The sequence below is a fragment of the Pseudomonas sp. TE3728 genome (assembly GCF_056279145.1).
The window spans coordinates 1,283,339-1,300,558 of record NZ_JBWBQT010000001.1; the positions used below are offsets into that span (position 1 = coordinate 1,283,339).

Below are 17,220 nucleotides of genomic sequence, written 5' to 3' on the forward strand. Positions count from 1 at the left end.
CGGACTGTTGATATGAGTGACAACCTGATCGAAATCCGTGACCTCAACGTGGCTTTCATCGGCCAGACCGTGGTGCGCAACCTGTGCCTGGACATCCGCCCCGGAGAATGCCTGGCGCTGGTCGGCGAGTCGGGCTGCGGCAAGTCGGTGACTGCCCACTCGATCCTGCAACTGCTGCCCGAGACCGGCACTCAAACCACCGGCAGCATTCGCTATCGCGGCCAGGAATTGATCGGCACCGACATCAAGACCTTGCGCGAGCTGCGCGGCAACCGGATCGCGATGATCTTTCAAGAGCCGATGACCTCCCTCAATCCGCTGCACAGCGTTGAAAAGCAGATCGGCGAAACCTTGCTGCTGCATAAAGGGCTGGGCGGCAAAGCGGCACAAGCGCGGATTCTTGAGTTGCTGCAACTGGTAGGCATCCAGAAACCCGAAGAACGGCTCAAGGCTTATCCCCATCAACTGTCGGGCGGCCAACGGCAACGGGTGATGATCGCCATGGCCCTGGCTTGCGAGCCGGAATTGCTGATCGCCGACGAGCCGACCACCGCGCTGGATGTGACGGTACAACGCAAGATCCTGCTGCTGCTCAAATCCCTGCAACAGCGGCTCGGCATGTCGCTGCTGTTGATCAGCCACGACCTCAATCTGGTGCGCAGCATGGCCCAGCGGGTTTGCGTGATGCACGCCGGGGAAATCGTCGAGCAGGCACCTTGCGAAACGCTGTTCACCGAGCCGAAACACCCTTACAGCCGCATGTTGCTGAACGCCGAGCCGGAAGGTGAAGCGCTGCCCCGGGACGAGCGTGAAAAAGTGCTGGAAGTGGATAATTTACAGGTCCGGTTCGTCATCGGTGGCGGCCTGTTCCAGCGTAAAACCTATCTGCGTGCGGTGGACGACATCAGTCTGAATGTTCAGCGTGGCAAGACGCTGGGCATCGTCGGTGAGTCCGGTTCGGGCAAGTCCACCCTCGGTCAGGCGATCCTGCGCTTGCTCGATTCGCAAGGCAGCATTCGCTTTCAGGGTGAGGCCCTGGATGGCTTGACGCAAAAGCAGCTGCGACCATGGCGCAAGAAGATGCAGGTGGTGTTCCAGGACCCCTTCGGTAGTCTCAGCCCGCGAATGTCCGTGGCGCAGATCATCAGTGAAGGCCTTGAGGTTCATAGCCAATCCACCCCGGACGAATGCGAAGCCCAGGTGATCCGGGTGCTGGAAGAAGTTGGGCTCGACCCGCAAAGCCGTCATCGCTACCCGCACGAATTCTCGGGTGGCCAACGCCAACGCATCGCCATTGCCCGCGCACTGGTGCTGAAACCGGCGCTGATCCTGCTCGACGAACCGACCTCGGCGCTGGATCGCACGGTGCAAAAACAAGTGGTCGCCCTGCTCCGTCAGCTTCAGGAAAAATACGGCCTGACCTACCTGTTCATCAGTCACGACCTGGCGGTGATACGCGCCCTGGCCCACGACATGATCGTGATCAAGGACGGCAAAGTGGTGGAAAGCGGTGCCAGCCACACGGTGTTCGACTCGCCGCAGCATCCGTATACCAAAGAGCTGTTGGCGGCGGCGCATCCGGGGTGGGCATAATCGGCGTCATGCCGTTGGACCGTGTAGCGGCCATCGCGAGCAGGCTCGCTCCCACAGGGGATTTGTGAACGACACAGATCGACTGTGGGAGCGAGCCTGCTCGCGATGGGGCCCGAACAAACACCACACATTCTGGATATGACACCGATGAACACCACCGAAAGCCTCAAGGACTACCAGCGCGTTCGTACCCTGGCGATCCGCTCACTGTTCGAAATCATCGAGCAATCGAGCGAAGGCACGGTGATTGTCGACCGCGACGCGAACATCGTCTGGATGAACGAGCGTTATGCCCGGCGTTTCGGTCTCGAATCGGCTGCAGGTGCGATCGGCCGGGCCTGTGAAAGTGTGATCCCTGGCAGCCTGTTGCGTGAGGTGGTGCGCACCGGACGACCCATCCTGCTGGACATGCAAGACACCCCCAAGGAACCGCTGGTGGTGATGCGTCTGCCGATTCACGACGATGCCGGCGCAGTGATTGGCGCTATCGGCTTTGCCCTGTTCGATGAATTGCGCAGCCTGTCGCCGATGCTCAAGCGCTACCTGAGCATGCAGGAAGAACTCGCCTCCACCCGCTCGCTGCTGCGGGCACGGCAGACCAAGTACAACTTCGCCCACTTCATCGGCACCAGCGCCGCCAGCCTGGACGTCAAACGTCGCGCCCGGCGCAGCGCCAGTGCCGAGTCTCCGGTGTTGCTGCTGGGCGAAACCGGTACCGGCAAAGAGTTGCTGGCCCAGGCGATTCACGGCGCCTCGCCTCGGGCGCACAAAGCGTTCGTCAGCATCAACAGCGCGGCGATCCCCGAGTCGCTGCTGGAAGCCGAGTTCTTTGGCACCGCCCCCGGCGCGTTCACCGGCGCCGATCGCAAGGGCCGCACCGGCAAGTTGCAGATCGCTCAGGGCGGCACGCTGTTTCTCGATGAGATCGGCGACATGCCGCTGCCGCTGCAAAGCAAATTGCTGCGGGTGTTGCAGGAAAAGGAATTCGAACCGGTGGGCTCCAACGAAGTGATCCAGAGCGATGTGCGGGTGATCGCGGCCACTTCCACCGACCTGGAAGCGGCGATCAAACGCGGCGAGTTTCGTGCCGATTTGTATTACCGCCTTAATGTGCTGCCGATTCAGGTCCCGCCCCTGCGTGATCGCCTCGACGACCTGCCGGCCCTCAGCGAAGCGATCCTCGAAGAGCTGCGCAGTCAGCACGAACTGAACCCCGAAGCCTTGAATTTGTTGGGTCAACACGCCTGGCCAGGGAACATCCGCGAACTGCGCAATGTTCTGGAGCGTGCGGCATTGCTCAGTGATGATTTGATGCTGAACGTGGCGGATATCCGCGCGGCGATTGGCAGTTTTATCCCGGTGCAGCGTGTGGCGCCCTTGGCCATCGAGCCGGTTGCCCATGAGACTTTCAGTGAAGCTCGCGAACGGTTTGATCGGCAGTTGATTGAGTCCGCCCTCGCGCAATGCGGTGGGAAGGTTATCGAAGCGGCGGCGCGTTTGGGGCTGGGGCGGTCGACGTTGTACAAGAAGATGGTGGCGTTGGGGATTGCGGAGTCTCCATAAAGAGACACAGATCTCCATTGGTAGATTTATTTTTCAAGATCAAAAGATCGCAGCCTTCGGCAGCTCCTACGGTGATTTCTGCGTTTCCCTGTAGGAGCTGCCGAAGGCTGCGATCTTTTAAGGCGCTCACCGTCTCCAAACAGAGACAAACATCCTCCGCAACATTCAGAAAAAATATAAATCCTTTATATTTCATCAACTTATATATCTGGCACGAAACTCGCTATAGCCCTTCCCACAAAGCTTCACCCTACAAAAATAACAATCGAAGGAGACACACCATGAGTGTGATCATTGCCTTGGCAGCCCTCACGCTGCTGATGGTGGCTGCCTACCGTGGCTACAGCGTTATCCTCTTTGCCCCGATCGCCGCCCTCGGCGCCGTCCTGCTCACCGACCCTTCCGCCGTTGCCCCCGTCTTCACCGGGGTGTTCATGGAAAAAATGGTCGGCTTCGTCAAACTGTATTTCCCGGTGTTCCTGCTCGGTGCCGTGTTCGGCAAGCTGATCGAGTTGTCGGGCTTCTCCCGCTCCATCGTCGCAGCGGCCATTCGCTTGCTCGGCACTCGTCAGGCGATGCTGGTGATCGTGCTGGTCTGCGCCCTGCTCACTTACGGCGGCGTGTCGCTGTTTGTGGTGGTGTTTGCGGTCTACCCGTTTGCCGCCGAGATGTTCCGCCAGAGCAATATCCCCAAGCGCCTGATCCCGGCGACCATCGCCCTCGGCGCATTCTCGTTCACCATGGATGCCCTGCCCGGCACCCCGCAGATCCAGAACATCATCCCCAGCACCTTCTTCAACACCACCGCCTGGGCCGCGCCGTGGCTGGGTGTGATCGGCACGATTTTCGTGTTCTGCGCCGGCATGCTGTTCCTTCAAAGCCAGCGCAACAAGGCCCAGCGCAGCGGTGAAGGGTATGGTTCAGAGCTGCGCAACGAGCCGGAAACCGCGCCGGATATCAAGCTGCCCAACCCGTGGATCGCGCTGTCGCCGCTGTTGATGGTGGGCCTGATGAACCTGCTGTTCACCCGCTGGATTCCGCTGTGGTACGGCAAGACTCACAGCCTCTCGTTGCCAGGCATGGCTGCACCGGTAACCACCGACATCGCCAAACTGACCGCGATCTGGGCGGTCCAGGCAGCCTTGCTGGTGGGCATCGTCATGGTGCTGGTGTTCGCCTTTCAGACGATTCGCGGCAAGTTGGCCGAAGGCAGTAAAAGTGCGGTCAGCGGCGCGCTGCTGGCGGCGATGAACACCGCGTCGGAATACGGTTTCGGTGCAGTGATCGCGTCGCTACCGGGTTTCCTGGTGCTGTCCGGCTGGCTCAAAAGCATTCCCAACCCGCTGGTCAACGAAGCGATTACCGTGACCCTGCTGGCCGGCATCACCGGTTCGGCGTCGGGCGGCATGAGCATTGCCCTGGCGGCGATGTCCGAGACGTTCATCAGCGCCGCCCATGCCGCCAACATTCCATTGGAAGTGCTGCACCGGGTCGCCGCGATGGCCAGTGGCGGCATGGACACCCTGCCGCACAACGGCGCGGTGATTACGTTGCTGGCGGTCACCGGTTTGACCCACCGCGAAGCCTACAAAGACATTTTCTGTATTACGCTGATCAAGACACTCGCTGTTTTTGTGGTGATCGGTACTTTCTACGCCACTGGCATTGTGTGAGGTATTCATGACGACTCTTTCGGGCAAGACCGCATTGGTCACCGGTTCCACCAGCGGCATCGGTCTGGGAATCGCCCTGAGCCTGGCCAAGGCGGGCGCCAACCTGATCCTCAACGGTTTCGGCGATGCATCCAGGGTGATTGCCGAGGTGGAACAGCTCAATAATAAAAGCGGCGGCAAGGTCGGCCATCACCCCGCCGACGTCAGCGACCCGGCGCAGATCGCCGACATGATCGAGTACGCCGAGCGTGAGTTCGGCGGCGTGGATATCCTGGTCAACAACGCGGGCATCCAGCACGTGGCGTCGGTGGAAGATTTTCCGGTGGAGCGCTGGGACTCGATCATTGCGATCAATCTGTCGTCGGTGTTTCACGGCACCCGTTTGAGCTTGCCGGGGATGCGCACCAAGGGCTGGGGACGGATCATCAACATCGCCTCGGTGCATGGCCAGGTCGGTTCGGTGGGCAAGGCGGCGTATGTCGCGGCCAAGCATGGTGTGATCGGCCTGACCAAGGTGGTCGGTCTGGAAACCGCTACGACGAACGTCACCTGCAATGCCATTTGCCCGGGTTGGGTGCTGACGCCGCTGGTGCAAAAGCAGATCGATGATCGCGCCGCGACCGGGATCGACCCGCAGCAGGCGCAACATGATTTGCTGGCGGAGAAGCAGCCGTCGCTGGAATTCGTGACGCCTCCGCAGCTGGGTGAGTTGGTGCTGTTTTTATGCAGCGAAGCCGGTAGCCAGGTGCGTGGCGCGGCGTGGAATATTGATGGTGGGTGGTTGGCGCAGTAACCCACCGGTAACCCCTGTGGCGAGGGAGCTTGCTTCCGTTCGGCTGCGAAGCAGTCGTAAATCGGTTTTGGGACAGCTTCGCTGTCCAGCGGGAGCAAGCTCCCTCGCCACAGTAGACTGTGTACACATAAGAAAAAGAGGCCAAGCCATGTCCGACATCCTCTGGCAACCCGGCACCGAGCGCATCGGCAAATCCCGCATGGAGGCCTTCCGGCGCTTCGTCAATCAGCGACATGCCCTTGAGATCGCCGACTACCCTGCCCTGCACCAGTGGAGCATCGATCAACGCGAAGCTTTCTGGCAGGCCATCGTCGATTTCTTCGACATCCGTTTTCACGATCAGCCAGACGCGGTGCTGATTGAGGGCGCACAAATGCCCAGCGCCCAGTGGTTCCCCGGCGCCACGCTGAACTTCGCCGAGCACTTGCTGCGCCGTCGCGACGATGCCGTGGCGGTGGTGGCCATCGGCGAAAACGGCCAACGGGAACAACTGACCTGGGCCGAACTGGCGAGCCATGTCGCCGGTTTTCAAAACGGCCTGAAAGCCGCCGGTGTCGGCCTCGGCGACCGCGTGGCCGCGTGCATGCCGAACACCTGGCAAACCCTGGTAGCCATGCTCGCCACCACCAGTCTGGGTGCGATCTGGTCTTGTTCCTCGCCAGATTTCGGTACTCATGGGGTGATCGACCGCTTCGGCCAGATCGAGCCGAAAGTGCTGATCACCTGCGCCGGTTACCGTTACGCCGGCAAAGAGATTGACCAGACCGCCAAGGTCAACGAAATCCTCGGGCAACTGCCGTCCTTGCAGCAGTTGATCGTTGTGCCTTATGCACGACCCCAGGCGCGTATAGAAGACTTCCGCAGCCAGGCCAACGTGACGCTATGGGACGATTTCTACGACCCGGGCGGCGAGCCGCAATTCATTCCCGTGCCCTTCGCTCATCCGCTGTACATCCTCTATTCCAGCGGCACCACCGGCGTGCCGAAGTGCATTGTTCACAGCACCGGCGGCGTACTGCTGCAACACGTCAAGGAACATGGGCTGCATACCGATCTCGGCCCCGGCGACCGTTTGTTCTACTACACCACGTGCGGCTGGATGATGTGGAACTGGCTGGTCTCGGCCTTGGCGGTCGACAGCGCCGTGGTGCTGTATGACGGCTCGCCGTTTCATCCAGGCCCGGAGCGTTTGATCGACCTGATCGACGACGAACGCATCAACGTCTTCGGCACCAGCCCCAAGTTCCTCACCGCGCTGGAAAGCAATGGCCTGAAGCCCTGCGACAGTCATGACCTGAGCAGCCTGAAAACCGTGCTGTCCACCGGTTCCGCGCTGTCGCCGCAAAGCTTCGATTACGTCTACCGCGCGTTCAAGTCCGACCTGTGTTTGTCTTCGATGTCTGGCGGCACCGACATTGTTTCGTGCTTTGTGATTGGCAATCCGGTCCTGCCGGTGCGCCGTGGCGAAATACAGTGCAAGGGCCTGGGCATGGCGGTGGAAGTCTGGAACGACGCCGGTACGCCTGTGATCGGGGAAAAAGGCGAACTGGTGTGCACCCGACATTTTCCGGCGATGCCCATCTGTTTATGGCATGACCCTGACGGGGAGAAACTGCGAAAGTCCTATTTCAGCCTGTTCCCGGGCGTCTGGACCCAGGGCGATTACGCCGAACAACTGCCCCACGGTGGCCTATTGATCCACGGGCGTTCCGATGCCGTGCTCAACCCCGGCGGCGTGCGCATCGGCACGGCGGAAATCTATCGTCAGGTAGAGAAAATCCCGCAGGTGCTGGACAGCGTCGCCATCGGCCAGCAATGGCAGGATGACGTGAGAGTGGTGCTGTTTGTGAGGTTGCGCGACGGTGTCGAGCTGGACGAAGCGCTGCAACAACAGATTCGCCAAGTCATCCGCGCCAACACCACGCCGCGGCATGTGCCGGCGAAGATTGTCGCGGTGACCGATATTCCGCGGACCATCAGCGGCAAGGTGGTCGAGCTGGCGGTAAGGAATGTGGTACATGGCCAGAAGGTGAAGAACACCGACGCACTGGCCAATCCCGAGGCATTGGAGCAGTTTCGCGACCGCCCTGAATTGAACGACTGAAACACGCCGCACCGATCTGAACGACTGAAATGCGACCCTTGTAGGAGCTGCCGAAGGCTGCGATCTTTTGATCTTTAACGATTCATCTGACGCCAAAGTCAAAAGATCGCAGCCTTCGGCAGCTCCTACAGGGGTATGCGTCAGTCCATCAAATTCCACTCACCCGGCGGTGCATGGGGCCCGGGCGTGGCCTCGGCGTGCATTTTCAGGCGCAGACGCAAGTTGTTCACCGAATCTGCATGTTTCAATGCCTCTGCCTCATCAATCGCGCCCTCGGCAAACAGCCCGAACAGCGCTCCATCAAAGGTCTGCATTCCCGCTTCTGACGACTTCTCCATAATCCCCTTGAGCTCGCCAAGCTCATTGCGCCGGATCAGGTCGCCGATGGTTGGCGTCCCCAGCATCACTTCCACCGCCGCCCGGCGCTGCCCATCCCGGGTACGCACCAAACGTTGGGAAACAAAGGCCTTGAGGTTATTGCCCAAGTCATGGAGCAGTTGCGCCCGGCGTTCTTCGGGAAAGAAGTTGATCACGCGGTCCAGCGCCTGATTCGCGTTGTGGGCATGCAAAGTGGAAATGACCAGATGACCGGTATCGGCAAACGCCAGCGCGTGCTCCATAGTCTCGCGGTCACGGATCTCGCCGATCAGCACCACGTCCGGCGCCTGGCGCAGGGTGTTTTTCAACGCTGCATGAAAACTGCGGGTATCGACGCCGACCTCACGCTGGTTAATGATCGACTTCTTGTGCCGATGGATAAACTCGACCGGGTCTTCGATGGTGATGATATGGCCGCTGCTGTGACGGTTGCGGTAATCGATCAGCGCCGCCAGCGAGGTCGACTTGCCCGAACCGGTCGAACCGACGAACAATATCAGCCCCTGTTTGAGCATCACGGTTTCGAGCAACACCGGAGGCAGCTTGAGGTCTTCGAAACGTGGAATGTCGAGTTTGATATTGCGCGCCACGATCGACACATCATTGCGCTGCTTGAAGATATTGAGCCGAAAGCGCCCGACCCCGGTCAGGGAAAGCGCCAGGTTCATTTCCAGTTCGCGATCGAACTCCAGCCGCTGTTCGGCGTCCATGATGGACGCGGCAATGGCAGCGATTTCTCCGGGCTTGAACGGTTGCTCGGCCAGGGCTTTGAGCACACCGTCAAATTTCGCGCTGGGTGGCGCGCCCGTGGACAGGTAAAGATCGGAGCCATTACGGCTGGCCAGAATTTGCAACAGTGCATCGATTTCCATGGCAAAAAACACCCGCGAAGCATTCAATTGAAAAAATGACCCCATCTGGGTCATCCAGCGTCTACCGCCATGCAAGGATAGTAGACGCCGCCACACCGACTGACGCAGGACATTGTAATGAACGCACCACCGACCGCCAGCGACGCCCAGGCCTTGATTGCCCGACTGGACTGGACAAACAACCCGCTGGGCGCCGCGGATCACTGGCCGCAGAGCCTGCGCACCGCCGTGGACATTGTGATTCACTCGCCAATGCCGATGCTGTTGCTGTGGGGCCCGCAGCTCACCCAGATCTACAACGACGGCTTCGCCTTCCTCGCCGGCAGCAAACACCCTCACGCTTTCGGACAACCCACACACCTGATCTGGCCAGAACTGAAAGACTTCACCGACCCGATTTACAGCGCCGTCCTACAGGGTCAGGTGCGGACCTACAGCGAACAGCGCTTTACCTTGCAGCGCGACGGGCGAGATTCCGACTTCTGGCTGGATTTGACCTACAGCCCCATTCGCAATGAAAACGCCGAGGTTGCCGGGATTCTGGTCACGGCCATCGAAACCAATGAACGCCGCCGCATCGCCCTGGAACTCGAGCAACGCTCCGCCGCCAGCCTCAAGGCCCAGCACGAAACCGAGCAGCGTTTGCAATTGGCGCTGGCCGCCACCGATGCCGTCGGCACCTGGGACTGGGACATCGGCGAAGACCGTTTCATCGCCGATGCCCACTTCGCGCAATTGCATGGCGTCGATCCGGCCATGGCCAACCAGTTGCCCATCAGCGAATACCTCCACGGTGTGCACCCGGAAGACCGGGCCATGATTGCCCGCAGCATCAAGCACTGCATCACCCATGGCAGCGAGTACGCCGAGGAATATCGCTTGCTGCAGCCCGACGGCCAATTGCGCTGGGTGTTTGCCCGAGGCCGCTGCTACAAGGATCATCATGGTCGGCCGATTCGTTTCCTTGGCGCGGCACTCGACCTGACCGAACGCAAACACATTGAACAGGCCTTGCGCCAGAGCCAGACCGAGCTGCAACTGATCATCAACGCCATGCCGATCCTGATCAGTTACGTCGACAGCGAGGAGCGTTTTCGCCTCAACAATGCCGCCTACCTGGAATGGTACGGCCTGACGCCTCAGGAGCTTTACGGCCGCACCGTCCGTGAAGTGCTGGGCGACGAAGCCTATGCCCTGCGCGCCGAATACATTACCGAGGCGCTGAAAGGCAAGGCTTGCAGTTTCAGCATCAGCGCCGCGCACCGCGATGGCAGCACCCGTCAGGCCCTGATGAACTACCTGCCACGTCATGGCGCGGACGGCGCGGTCAACGGTTTCTACATCTTCGTGATCGACGAGACCGAGCGCAAACAGACCGAAGAAGCCCTGCGCAACCTCAACGAAACCCTTGAAGAACGCGTCAGCGCCCGCACTCAGCAATTGGCCGAAGCCAACCAGCGGCTGCAGAACGAGATGTTCGAACGCGAGCGCGCCGAAGACGCCTTGCGGCATGCGCAGAAAATGGAAGCGGTGGGACAGCTCACCGGCGGCATCGCCCATGACTTCAACAACATGCTCACCGGGATCATCGGCAGCCTCGATTTGATGCAGCGCTACATCGCCGACGGGCGTGCCGCCGAGATCGGGCGCTTTACCGAAGCCGCGGTGTCCTCGGCTCACCGCGCCGCCGCCCTGACCCATCGCCTGCTGGCGTTCTCCCGGCGTCAGTCACTGGATCGCAAGCCGCTGAATGCCAATCAGCTGGTGCATTCCCTGGAAGATTTGTTCCGCCGCACCAAGGGCGACCCTATCGAGCTCAAAATAAAGCTGGCCGATGAAGTCTGGCCGGTCAGTACTGATGTCAGCCAATTGGAAAACGCGCTGCTCAACCTCGTGATCAATGCCCGGGATGCGATGCCCGAAGGTGGCGAGCTGCTGATCGAAACCGCCAATGTTCACCTCGACGGTAGCGACATCACCCCTCTGGAACCGGTCAGGGCCGGGGACTACCTGATGATTGCCGTCAGCGACAACGGCGCCGGCATGACGCCGTCAGTGTTGGCCAAGGCTTTCGACCCGTTTTTCACTACTAAACCCATCGGTCAGGGCACCGGCCTGGGGCTGTCGATGATCTATGGTTTCGCCCAGCAGTCGGGCGGGCACGTCAGCCTTCACAGCCTGCCGGGCCAGGGCACCTGCGTTCGCCTGTATTTGCCACGCCTGCACGTCGCGGTGCCGGAGCACACTCTGGAGCCGCTCACCGGCGAAACTCCGGCAGCGGTGGCCGGTGAAACAGTGGTGTTGGTGGAAGACGATCCGGCGGTGCGCATGCTGGTGCTCGACCTGCTCAATGAACTGGGTTATCACGCCCATGAAGCCGAAGACGCGAAGGCCGCCCTGCCCTTGCTGGAATCCGATCTGCGGGTCGATCTGCTGGTGACCGATGTCGGGCTGCCGGGCATGAATGGTCGGCAACTGGCAGAAATCGCGCGTCAGCATCGCCCGGGTCTGAAGGTGCTGTTCATGACCGGTTATGCGGAGAAAGCCGCCGAACGCCAGGGTTTTCTGGAGGAAGGCATGGACATGGTGGCCAAACCTTTTTCCATTGACCTGTTGGCCAACAAGATTCGCACGATGATCGGCCAAGCGGACTGAGTTAAGGCATAATCGCGCGCCCCACGCTGGCACCAACATAGCCACCACCGTTGCAAGGTACTGCCAATGAAAGCCCAAGCCCGCCATATTCTGGTGAAGACCTCGGAAGAAGCCGAGCAGCTCAAACAACGCATCGCCAAGGGCGAAGCCTTCGATGTGCTGGCCAAAAAATACTCCACATGCCCGTCCGGCAAACGCGGCGGCGACCTGGGCGAAGTACGGCCCGGGCAGATGGTCGGCGTGATCGATGCGGTGATCTTCAAAAAACCACTGCGGGTGGTGCATGGGCCGATCAAGAGCAAGTTTGGTTATCACCTGGTGCAGGTGTTTTATCGGGATTGAGGGGCTTGAAAGCCCTATGTAGGAGCTGCCGAAGGCTGCGATCTTTTGATCTTGATTTTCAGCGATCCCGAAAAGATCAAGATCAAAAGATCGCAGCCTTCGGCAGCTCCTACAGGGATTGCATTTCAATTCTTGGGGATGAGTGCCCCGGGCACCTGAATCACCCGACTCGCCAACCGATGCCCCGCCTCGGCAGCCTCGACCGGGCTGCCACCCTTGAGCCGACACGCCAAATACGCCGCACTGAACGAATCCCCCGCCGCCGTGGTGTCCACCACCCGCTCGACCACCTGTGCCGGCACTTCGAACGACTCACCGTCACAGCGAATCAGACACGCCTCGGCCCCGCGCTTGAGCACCACTTCGGGCGTGCCCATTTGCTCATAAGCGGCAAATACCGCCGCGCAATCGGAAAAGTGGAACAGCGCCTGCTCATCGTCAACCGTCAGCAACGCCAGGTCGATATAGGGCAGAACACTGCGATAAGCCGCCCGTGCCTCTTCAATCGAAGCCCACAAGCGTGGTCGATAATTGTTGTCGAACACGATCCGCGCATCCCGTTGCCGGGCTTCGATCAGGGTTTCCAGAAGTTTTTCCCGCCCTTGCACACCGAGCACCGCCAGAGTGATGCCGCTGAAATACAACACGTCGTAATCCGGCAGCGCCGCCAGGATCGGCGCGGCCGCCGGGGTGGTGAAGCAATCGCGCACTGCCGCTTCGTTGCGCCAGTAGAGAAAACGTCGCTCGCCGGCCGCATCGGTCTGGATGCAATACAGGCCAGGCAGGCGACCGGGCAAACGCTGGACCATGTCCAGCCCGATGTTTTCACTGGCCCAGCTCTGGCACATCGCGTCGCTGAAACTGTCATCGCCCAGGGCGGTGACGTAATCCACCGTGCCGCCATCGCCCAGCTCACGGGCCAGGTAGACCGCCGTGTTCAGGGTATCGCCGCCGAAGCTTTGCTGCAGCGTGCCATCGGCGCGCTGCTGTAATTCGATCATGCATTCGCCTATCAGGGCGATGCGCGGGGTGTTGGGGCCGAGGGGGCTGATGCTGTTCATATTGTGGGCCTCAGGTGTTTCTGTGTTGTCTGATAGGGCCCCATCGCGAGCAGGCTCGCTCCCACAGGGAAAACGCATTCCATTGTGGGAGCGAGCCTGCTCGCGATGGCCGCACCTCGGCATGGATCCTTAAAAACAGGTTTCCATGGTTTCGATGACATTCAACTGCTCATCCACCAGACACCCGATGCGCCATTTGTCGAACGTCAGGCACGGGTGCGAAGTACCGAACGAAATGATATCGCCCACCCGCAACTCAACCCCCGGCGCCACAGTCATGAACGCGTGCTGATCCATCACCGCTGTCACCTTGCAGGCACTCACATCCTCGCCGATCGCCGGCACCACACCAGCCTTGTAACGCTGCAACGGCACCGGCAAACCGGCGTCGTAGGCGACGTCGCGTTTGCCCAGGGCGATCACCGCAAAACCCGGCTCCGGCAACGACTGCACATGCGCCCAGACTTCCAGCGCCGGGCGCAATCCTTCGTGCAGGTCGCTGCGGCGGTCGAGCACGCAGCATTGCGCTTCTTTGTAGATGCCATGGTCGTGAGCTACATAGCTGCCAGGACGCAGCACGCTGAGGAAGCGCCCGCCGGCGTTCTGCGCTTCGAAGGATTCGGCAATCAAGTCGTACCAGGCCGAACCCGACGCCGTGATGATCGGTTTGGCAATGGCGAACGCGCCGCTGTCCTGCAATTGCACCGCCAGGCGCACCAAAGAATCAGCGAACGCACGGATGCCACTCACCGCGTGATCGCCGTGAATCACTCCTTCGTAACCCTCGAGGCCGGTCAGCGCCAATGCCGGTTGCGCCGCAATCGCCTTGGCCAGCGCCAGCACTTCGGCTTCGGTGCGGCAACCGCAACGCCCGCCGACCACGCCGTACTCGATCATCACGTTCAAGCGCACCCCGCGCGAGGCGAAATACGCGCCGAGGTCCGCGACGTTATCCGGATGATCGACCATGCAATAGAAATCGAAGGTCGGGTCTGCCAACAGATCAGCGATCAGCGCCATGTTCGGCGTACCGATCAATTGGTTGGCCATCAGCACCCGATGCACGCCATGGGCGTAAGCCGCGCGGGTTTGCGTGGCGCTGGCCAGAGTAATGCCCCAGGCACCGGCGTCCAGTTGGCGGCGAAACAGCGCCGGGGTCATGCTGGTTTTGCCGTGGGGCGCCAGTTCCGCGCCGCTGTTGCTGACAAAATCCTGCATCCAGCGAATGTTGTGTTCCAGCGCGTCGCGGTGCAGCACCAGTGCAGGCAGGCTGACGTCGCGCACAAGATTGGCGCCTGTGTGGGCAAAGCCCTTTTCCACGGCGGCAGTATTTTTGGCGGAATACATGGTCGATCTCCTCACACTCGCGGCCGCAGGCAGCCGCTGTTATTCGTTGATACGCCGGGCGAGGCTGTTGGCGCTGTCGATCAGCACCCGACGATAGTCGTTGTAATTGTTCTTCGCATCGGCCCTTGGGGCGACGATGCACAGGGTTGCGATGGCCACGCCATTCGGGTCTTTGACCGGGGCGGCGAAGCAATGGGTAAACGTGTCAGCGACGCTGTCGAAGGAAAAGAATCCGTCGATGCCGGCCTGGCGAATTTCCTCGAGAAACCGCTCCAGCGGCAAACGTTCGCCGTCGGGCAGGATGAAGTCGTCCGGGTCGATCAAGTCGACAATCTGCTGATCGCTCAGGTGCGCCAGCAGCAAGCGCCCGGAAGCGGTCCAGGGGATTGGCGCGTTCTCGCCGATGTCCGAGGAAATACGGAAATGACGCTCGCCCTCTTTCATCAACGCCACGGTGTATTTGCGCCCGTTGAGCAGGCACATCTGCGCGGTTTCACGGGTCTGGCTGACGATCTCTTGCAAGGCAAGATCAGCCTCGCGGGTCAGGTCGAAATGGCGCAAATGCGCCTGCCCTAGGAAGTACAGCTGACGACCGAGGTAAACGTGACCGTCCTTGCCCACAGGTTCGAGAATACGCCGCTCCAACAAGGAGGCGACCAGTTCGTAGACCGTCGATTTCGGGCTGCCGATGCCGCTGGCGATTTCATTCGGGCGCAGGGGCTGGCCGATTTCCTTGAGGAAATCGAGAATGTCGAACGCCCGGTCCAGACCGCGAGCCCGGCGTTTGATGGTGTCTTCGGTCATTTCAGTGGTTCCCATTCAAAGTCGCCGGGAGTTTACCTAGAGTGCGGCGACGACCGTTAGGCCGCCATCGCTAGCAGGCTAGCTCCCACATTTGGAATGCGTTTCCCTGTGGGAGCTAGCCTGCTAGCGATGAAGTCACCTCGGTTCAGGCCTTTTTCTTGTACGCGATGCAGTCGATCTCGACCTTGCAATCGACCATCATGTTCGCCTGTACGCAGGCCCTCGCCGGTGCGTGTTCGCTTTTGAAGTACTCGGAGAAAACCTTGTTGAAACTCCAGAAATCCCGCGGGTCTTCCAGCCACACGCCGGCACGGACCACGTCTTCGAGCCCGTAACCGGCCTCCTCCAGAATCGCGATCAGGTTTTTCATGGTCTGGTGAGTCTGCTCGACAATACCGCCCACAATGATTTCGCCATCCAGCGCCGGCACCTGGCCGGACACGTGCAGCCAGCCATCGGCTTCGACGGCGCGGGCGAAAGGACGGGGCTGGCCGCCACCGGCCGTACTACCGGTGCCGTAACGAGTAATGCTCATGGGTGTTTCTCCTGATTGAAAGTAAAATTCTTTTGTAAAATCAGAAACGAGTGTTCTTGAGAAATTCCGCCAGACGCGGCGACTGTGGGCGTTCGAACAGTTCCTTGGGCGGCCCCTGCTCTTCGATCCGCCCTTGATTCATGAACACGATCTTGTCCGAGACCTCGAAGGCAAAGCGCATTTCGTGGGTCACCAGCAGCATGGTCATGCCGTCTTCGGCCAAACCCTTGATCACGTTGAGCACTTCGCCTACCAGCTCCGGGTCGAGGGCCGAGGTGACTTCATCGAACAGCATCAGGCTCGGGTTCATCGCAATCGCCCGGGCAATCGCCACGCGCTGTTGCTGGCCGCCAGACAACTGACCGGGGTAATGATCGCGACGTTCCAGCAGGCCAACCCGCTCCAGCCATTTTTCCGCCAGCGCCACGGCTTCATCCTTGTGCAGCTTTTTGACCTTGAGCAAACCGAGGGTAACGTTCTGCAACGCGGTGAGGTGCGGGAACAGATTGAATTGCTGGAACGCCATACCGGTCATGGCGCGATGGCGGGCGATGACTTTTTCCGGGTGACGCACGCGCTTGCCGTTGACCTCGTGATAGCCGATGGATTCGCCATCGAGCAGAATCTGCCCGCCCTGGAACTCTTCGAGCATGTTCACGCAGCGCAGCAGCGTGGTCTTGCCCGAGCCGCTGGAGCCGATCAGCGTGACCACGTTGCCGCGCTGCATCGTCAGGTCAACGCCCTTGAGCACTTCAAGCTGGCCGTATTGTTTGTGCAGGCCGCGGATGTCCAGCAGCGCTTGATTCTGTGTCGAAACTTGAGCTTGTGTCATGGCAAAGCCACCCGCTTTTCAATGTGCCGGCCGAGTAATTCGATGGCGTAGTTGATGACGAAAAACAGCAAACCGGCGAACAGGTAAAACTCCAGGGTCATGAACGTCCGGGCGATGATCTGTTGGGTGCTGAGCAGCAATTCGGCGACGCCGATCACCGACAACAGCGTCGAGGCCTTGACGATCTCGGTGGACGAGTTGACCCAGGTTGGCAAGATCTGCCGCAACGCCTGGGGCAACAACACGTAGCCCAGCGCCTGGTAAAACGTCAGGCCGATGGCCTTGCTCGCTTCCATCTGGCCACTGGGCAGCGCTTGCAATGCACCGCGCACAATCTCGGCAACGTGGGAGCCGCAAAACAGCGTCAGCCCCAAGGTACCGGCACCGAATGCGCTGATTTGCCAGCCCAATGCCGGCGCCATGTAAAAGCAGGCCAACACCAATACAAACACTGGCGTGCCGCGAATGATGTCGACGTAAAACCGGAACGGTGCGCGCATCCAGAACGTGCCGTAGGTGAGCACCAGACCGGCAACGATGCCGACCAGCGTGCCCAGTAAAATCGCCAGCGCCGAGCACTGCACACTGGTCAGGAAGCCTTGCCACAGGACTTCCCGCGCCACCCATAACTCATGCAGCCAACTGGGGGATTCGTACATGGGGGCCTC

Annotated in this window: 14 protein-coding genes; 7 read left to right on the top strand and 7 right to left on the bottom strand. The window is 60.4% G+C overall.

Going from position 1 to position 17,220, the window contains the following annotated elements; genetic code table 11:
• Positions 1–12: 12 nt before the first annotated feature.
• From ACZ89R_RS05160 to ACZ89R_RS05180, 5 genes are all read left to right on the top strand, one after another.
• Positions 13–1,593 carry an ABC transporter ATP-binding protein gene (locus ACZ89R_RS05160; protein ID WP_429546473.1) on the top strand — a complete coding sequence of 527 codons (1,581 nt, stop codon included), beginning with the start codon at positions 13–15 and terminating at the stop codon, positions 1,591–1,593.
• A 147-nt stretch (positions 1,594–1,740) separates the two neighbouring features.
• Positions 1,741–3,156, top strand: a complete 1,416-nt coding sequence (locus tag ACZ89R_RS05165) for a sigma-54 interaction domain-containing protein (RefSeq protein ID WP_429546472.1) — start codon at positions 1,741–1,743, stop codon at positions 3,154–3,156.
• A 281-nt stretch (positions 3,157–3,437) separates the two neighbouring features.
• Complete coding sequence (locus ACZ89R_RS05170) at positions 3,438–4,829, top strand: GntP family permease (RefSeq protein WP_192343757.1); 1,392 nt, start codon at positions 3,438–3,440, stop codon at positions 4,827–4,829.
• Positions 4,830–4,836: 7 nt separating this feature from the next.
• Positions 4,837–5,622: a 3-hydroxybutyrate dehydrogenase gene (locus tag ACZ89R_RS05175; protein ID WP_429546471.1), complete on the top strand. Its 786-nt coding sequence runs from the start codon at positions 4,837–4,839 to the stop codon at positions 5,620–5,622.
• A gap of 148 nt (positions 5,623–5,770) precedes the next feature.
• Positions 5,771–7,726: an acetoacetate--CoA ligase gene (locus ACZ89R_RS05180; RefSeq protein ID WP_429546470.1), complete on the top strand. Its 1,956-nt coding sequence runs from the start codon at positions 5,771–5,773 to the stop codon at positions 7,724–7,726.
• A gap of 140 nt (positions 7,727–7,866) precedes the next feature.
• Here ACZ89R_RS05180 and ACZ89R_RS05185 read toward each other — a convergent pair whose 3' ends face one another.
• Entirely contained in the window at positions 7,867–8,976 is a 1,110-nt protein-coding gene (locus tag ACZ89R_RS05185) for a PilT/PilU family type 4a pilus ATPase (protein WP_429547894.1), read from the bottom strand.
• Between the two features lie 117 nt (positions 8,977–9,093).
• Between ACZ89R_RS05185 and ACZ89R_RS05190 the strand changes: the two genes are divergently transcribed.
• Together ACZ89R_RS05190 and ACZ89R_RS05195 are read left to right on the top strand one after the other, a co-directional pair.
• Positions 9,094–11,631 (top strand): PAS domain-containing hybrid sensor histidine kinase/response regulator, encoded by a 2,538-nt coding sequence (locus ACZ89R_RS05190; RefSeq protein WP_429546469.1) that lies wholly within the window; start codon positions 9,094–9,096, stop codon positions 11,629–11,631.
• A 66-nt stretch (positions 11,632–11,697) separates the two neighbouring features.
• Positions 11,698–11,973, top strand: a complete 276-nt coding sequence (locus tag ACZ89R_RS05195; protein WP_007898282.1) for a peptidylprolyl isomerase — start codon at positions 11,698–11,700, stop codon at positions 11,971–11,973.
• A 125-nt stretch (positions 11,974–12,098) separates the two neighbouring features.
• Here ACZ89R_RS05195 and ACZ89R_RS05200 read toward each other — a convergent pair whose 3' ends face one another.
• From ACZ89R_RS05200 to ACZ89R_RS05225, 6 genes are all read right to left on the bottom strand, one after another.
• The gene (locus tag ACZ89R_RS05200) at positions 12,099–13,034 is read right to left on the bottom strand and encodes a sugar kinase (RefSeq protein ID WP_429546468.1); all 936 of its coding nucleotides are present in this window, start codon (positions 13,032–13,034) and stop codon (positions 12,099–12,101) included.
• Positions 13,035–13,163: 129 nt separating this feature from the next.
• Positions 13,164–14,381, bottom strand: a complete 1,218-nt coding sequence (locus ACZ89R_RS05205) for an amino acid deaminase (protein ID WP_429546467.1) — start codon at positions 14,379–14,381, stop codon at positions 13,164–13,166.
• Positions 14,382–14,420: 39 nt separating this feature from the next.
• Positions 14,421–15,185, bottom strand: coding sequence for an IclR family transcriptional regulator (locus ACZ89R_RS05210; RefSeq protein WP_032830034.1), 765 nt, complete (start codon positions 15,183–15,185; stop codon positions 14,421–14,423).
• A 145-nt stretch (positions 15,186–15,330) separates the two neighbouring features.
• Positions 15,331–15,720, bottom strand: coding sequence for a RidA family protein (locus tag ACZ89R_RS05215; RefSeq protein WP_403098135.1), 390 nt, complete (start codon positions 15,718–15,720; stop codon positions 15,331–15,333).
• A 40-nt stretch (positions 15,721–15,760) separates the two neighbouring features.
• Positions 15,761–16,552: an amino acid ABC transporter ATP-binding protein gene (locus ACZ89R_RS05220; RefSeq protein WP_063340152.1), complete on the bottom strand. Its 792-nt coding sequence runs from the start codon at positions 16,550–16,552 to the stop codon at positions 15,761–15,763.
• Entirely contained in the window at positions 16,549–17,211 is a 663-nt protein-coding gene (locus ACZ89R_RS05225) for an amino acid ABC transporter permease (protein WP_007898262.1), read from the bottom strand. Before ACZ89R_RS05225 ends, ACZ89R_RS05220 begins: the two co-directional genes overlap by 4 nt.
• Between the last annotated feature and the right edge of the window lie 9 nt (positions 17,212–17,220).

Bases quoted from the DNA above. Each gene is read 5' to 3' on its own strand.
- ACZ89R_RS05160 (WP_429546473.1), top strand. From the start codon at position 13: ATGAGTGACAACCTGATCGAAATCCGTGACCTCAACGTGGCTTTCATC.
- ACZ89R_RS05165 (WP_429546472.1), top strand. From the start codon at position 1,741: ATGAACACCACCGAAAGCCTCAAGGACTACCAGCGCGTTCGTACCCTG.
- ACZ89R_RS05170 (WP_192343757.1), top strand. From the start codon at position 3,438: ATGAGTGTGATCATTGCCTTGGCAGCCCTCACGCTGCTGATGGTGGCT.
- ACZ89R_RS05175 (WP_429546471.1), top strand. From the start codon at position 4,837: ATGACGACTCTTTCGGGCAAGACCGCATTGGTCACCGGTTCCACCAGC.
- ACZ89R_RS05180 (WP_429546470.1), top strand. From the start codon at position 5,771: ATGTCCGACATCCTCTGGCAACCCGGCACCGAGCGCATCGGCAAATCC.
- ACZ89R_RS05185 (WP_429547894.1), bottom strand. From the start codon at position 8,976: ATGGAAATCGATGCACTGTTGCAAATTCTGGCCAGCCGTAATGGCTCC.
- ACZ89R_RS05190 (WP_429546469.1), top strand. From the start codon at position 9,094: ATGAACGCACCACCGACCGCCAGCGACGCCCAGGCCTTGATTGCCCGA.
- ACZ89R_RS05195 (WP_007898282.1), top strand. From the start codon at position 11,698: ATGAAAGCCCAAGCCCGCCATATTCTGGTGAAGACCTCGGAAGAAGCC.
- ACZ89R_RS05200 (WP_429546468.1), bottom strand. From the start codon at position 13,034: ATGAACAGCATCAGCCCCCTCGGCCCCAACACCCCGCGCATCGCCCTG.
- ACZ89R_RS05205 (WP_429546467.1), bottom strand. From the start codon at position 14,381: ATGTATTCCGCCAAAAATACTGCCGCCGTGGAAAAGGGCTTTGCCCAC.
- ACZ89R_RS05210 (WP_032830034.1), bottom strand. From the start codon at position 15,185: ATGACCGAAGACACCATCAAACGCCGGGCTCGCGGTCTGGACCGGGCG.
- ACZ89R_RS05215 (WP_403098135.1), bottom strand. From the start codon at position 15,720: ATGAGCATTACTCGTTACGGCACCGGTAGTACGGCCGGTGGCGGCCAG.
- ACZ89R_RS05220 (WP_063340152.1), bottom strand. From the start codon at position 16,552: ATGACACAAGCTCAAGTTTCGACACAGAATCAAGCGCTGCTGGACATC.
- ACZ89R_RS05225 (WP_007898262.1), bottom strand. From the start codon at position 17,211: ATGTACGAATCCCCCAGTTGGCTGCATGAGTTATGGGTGGCGCGGGAA.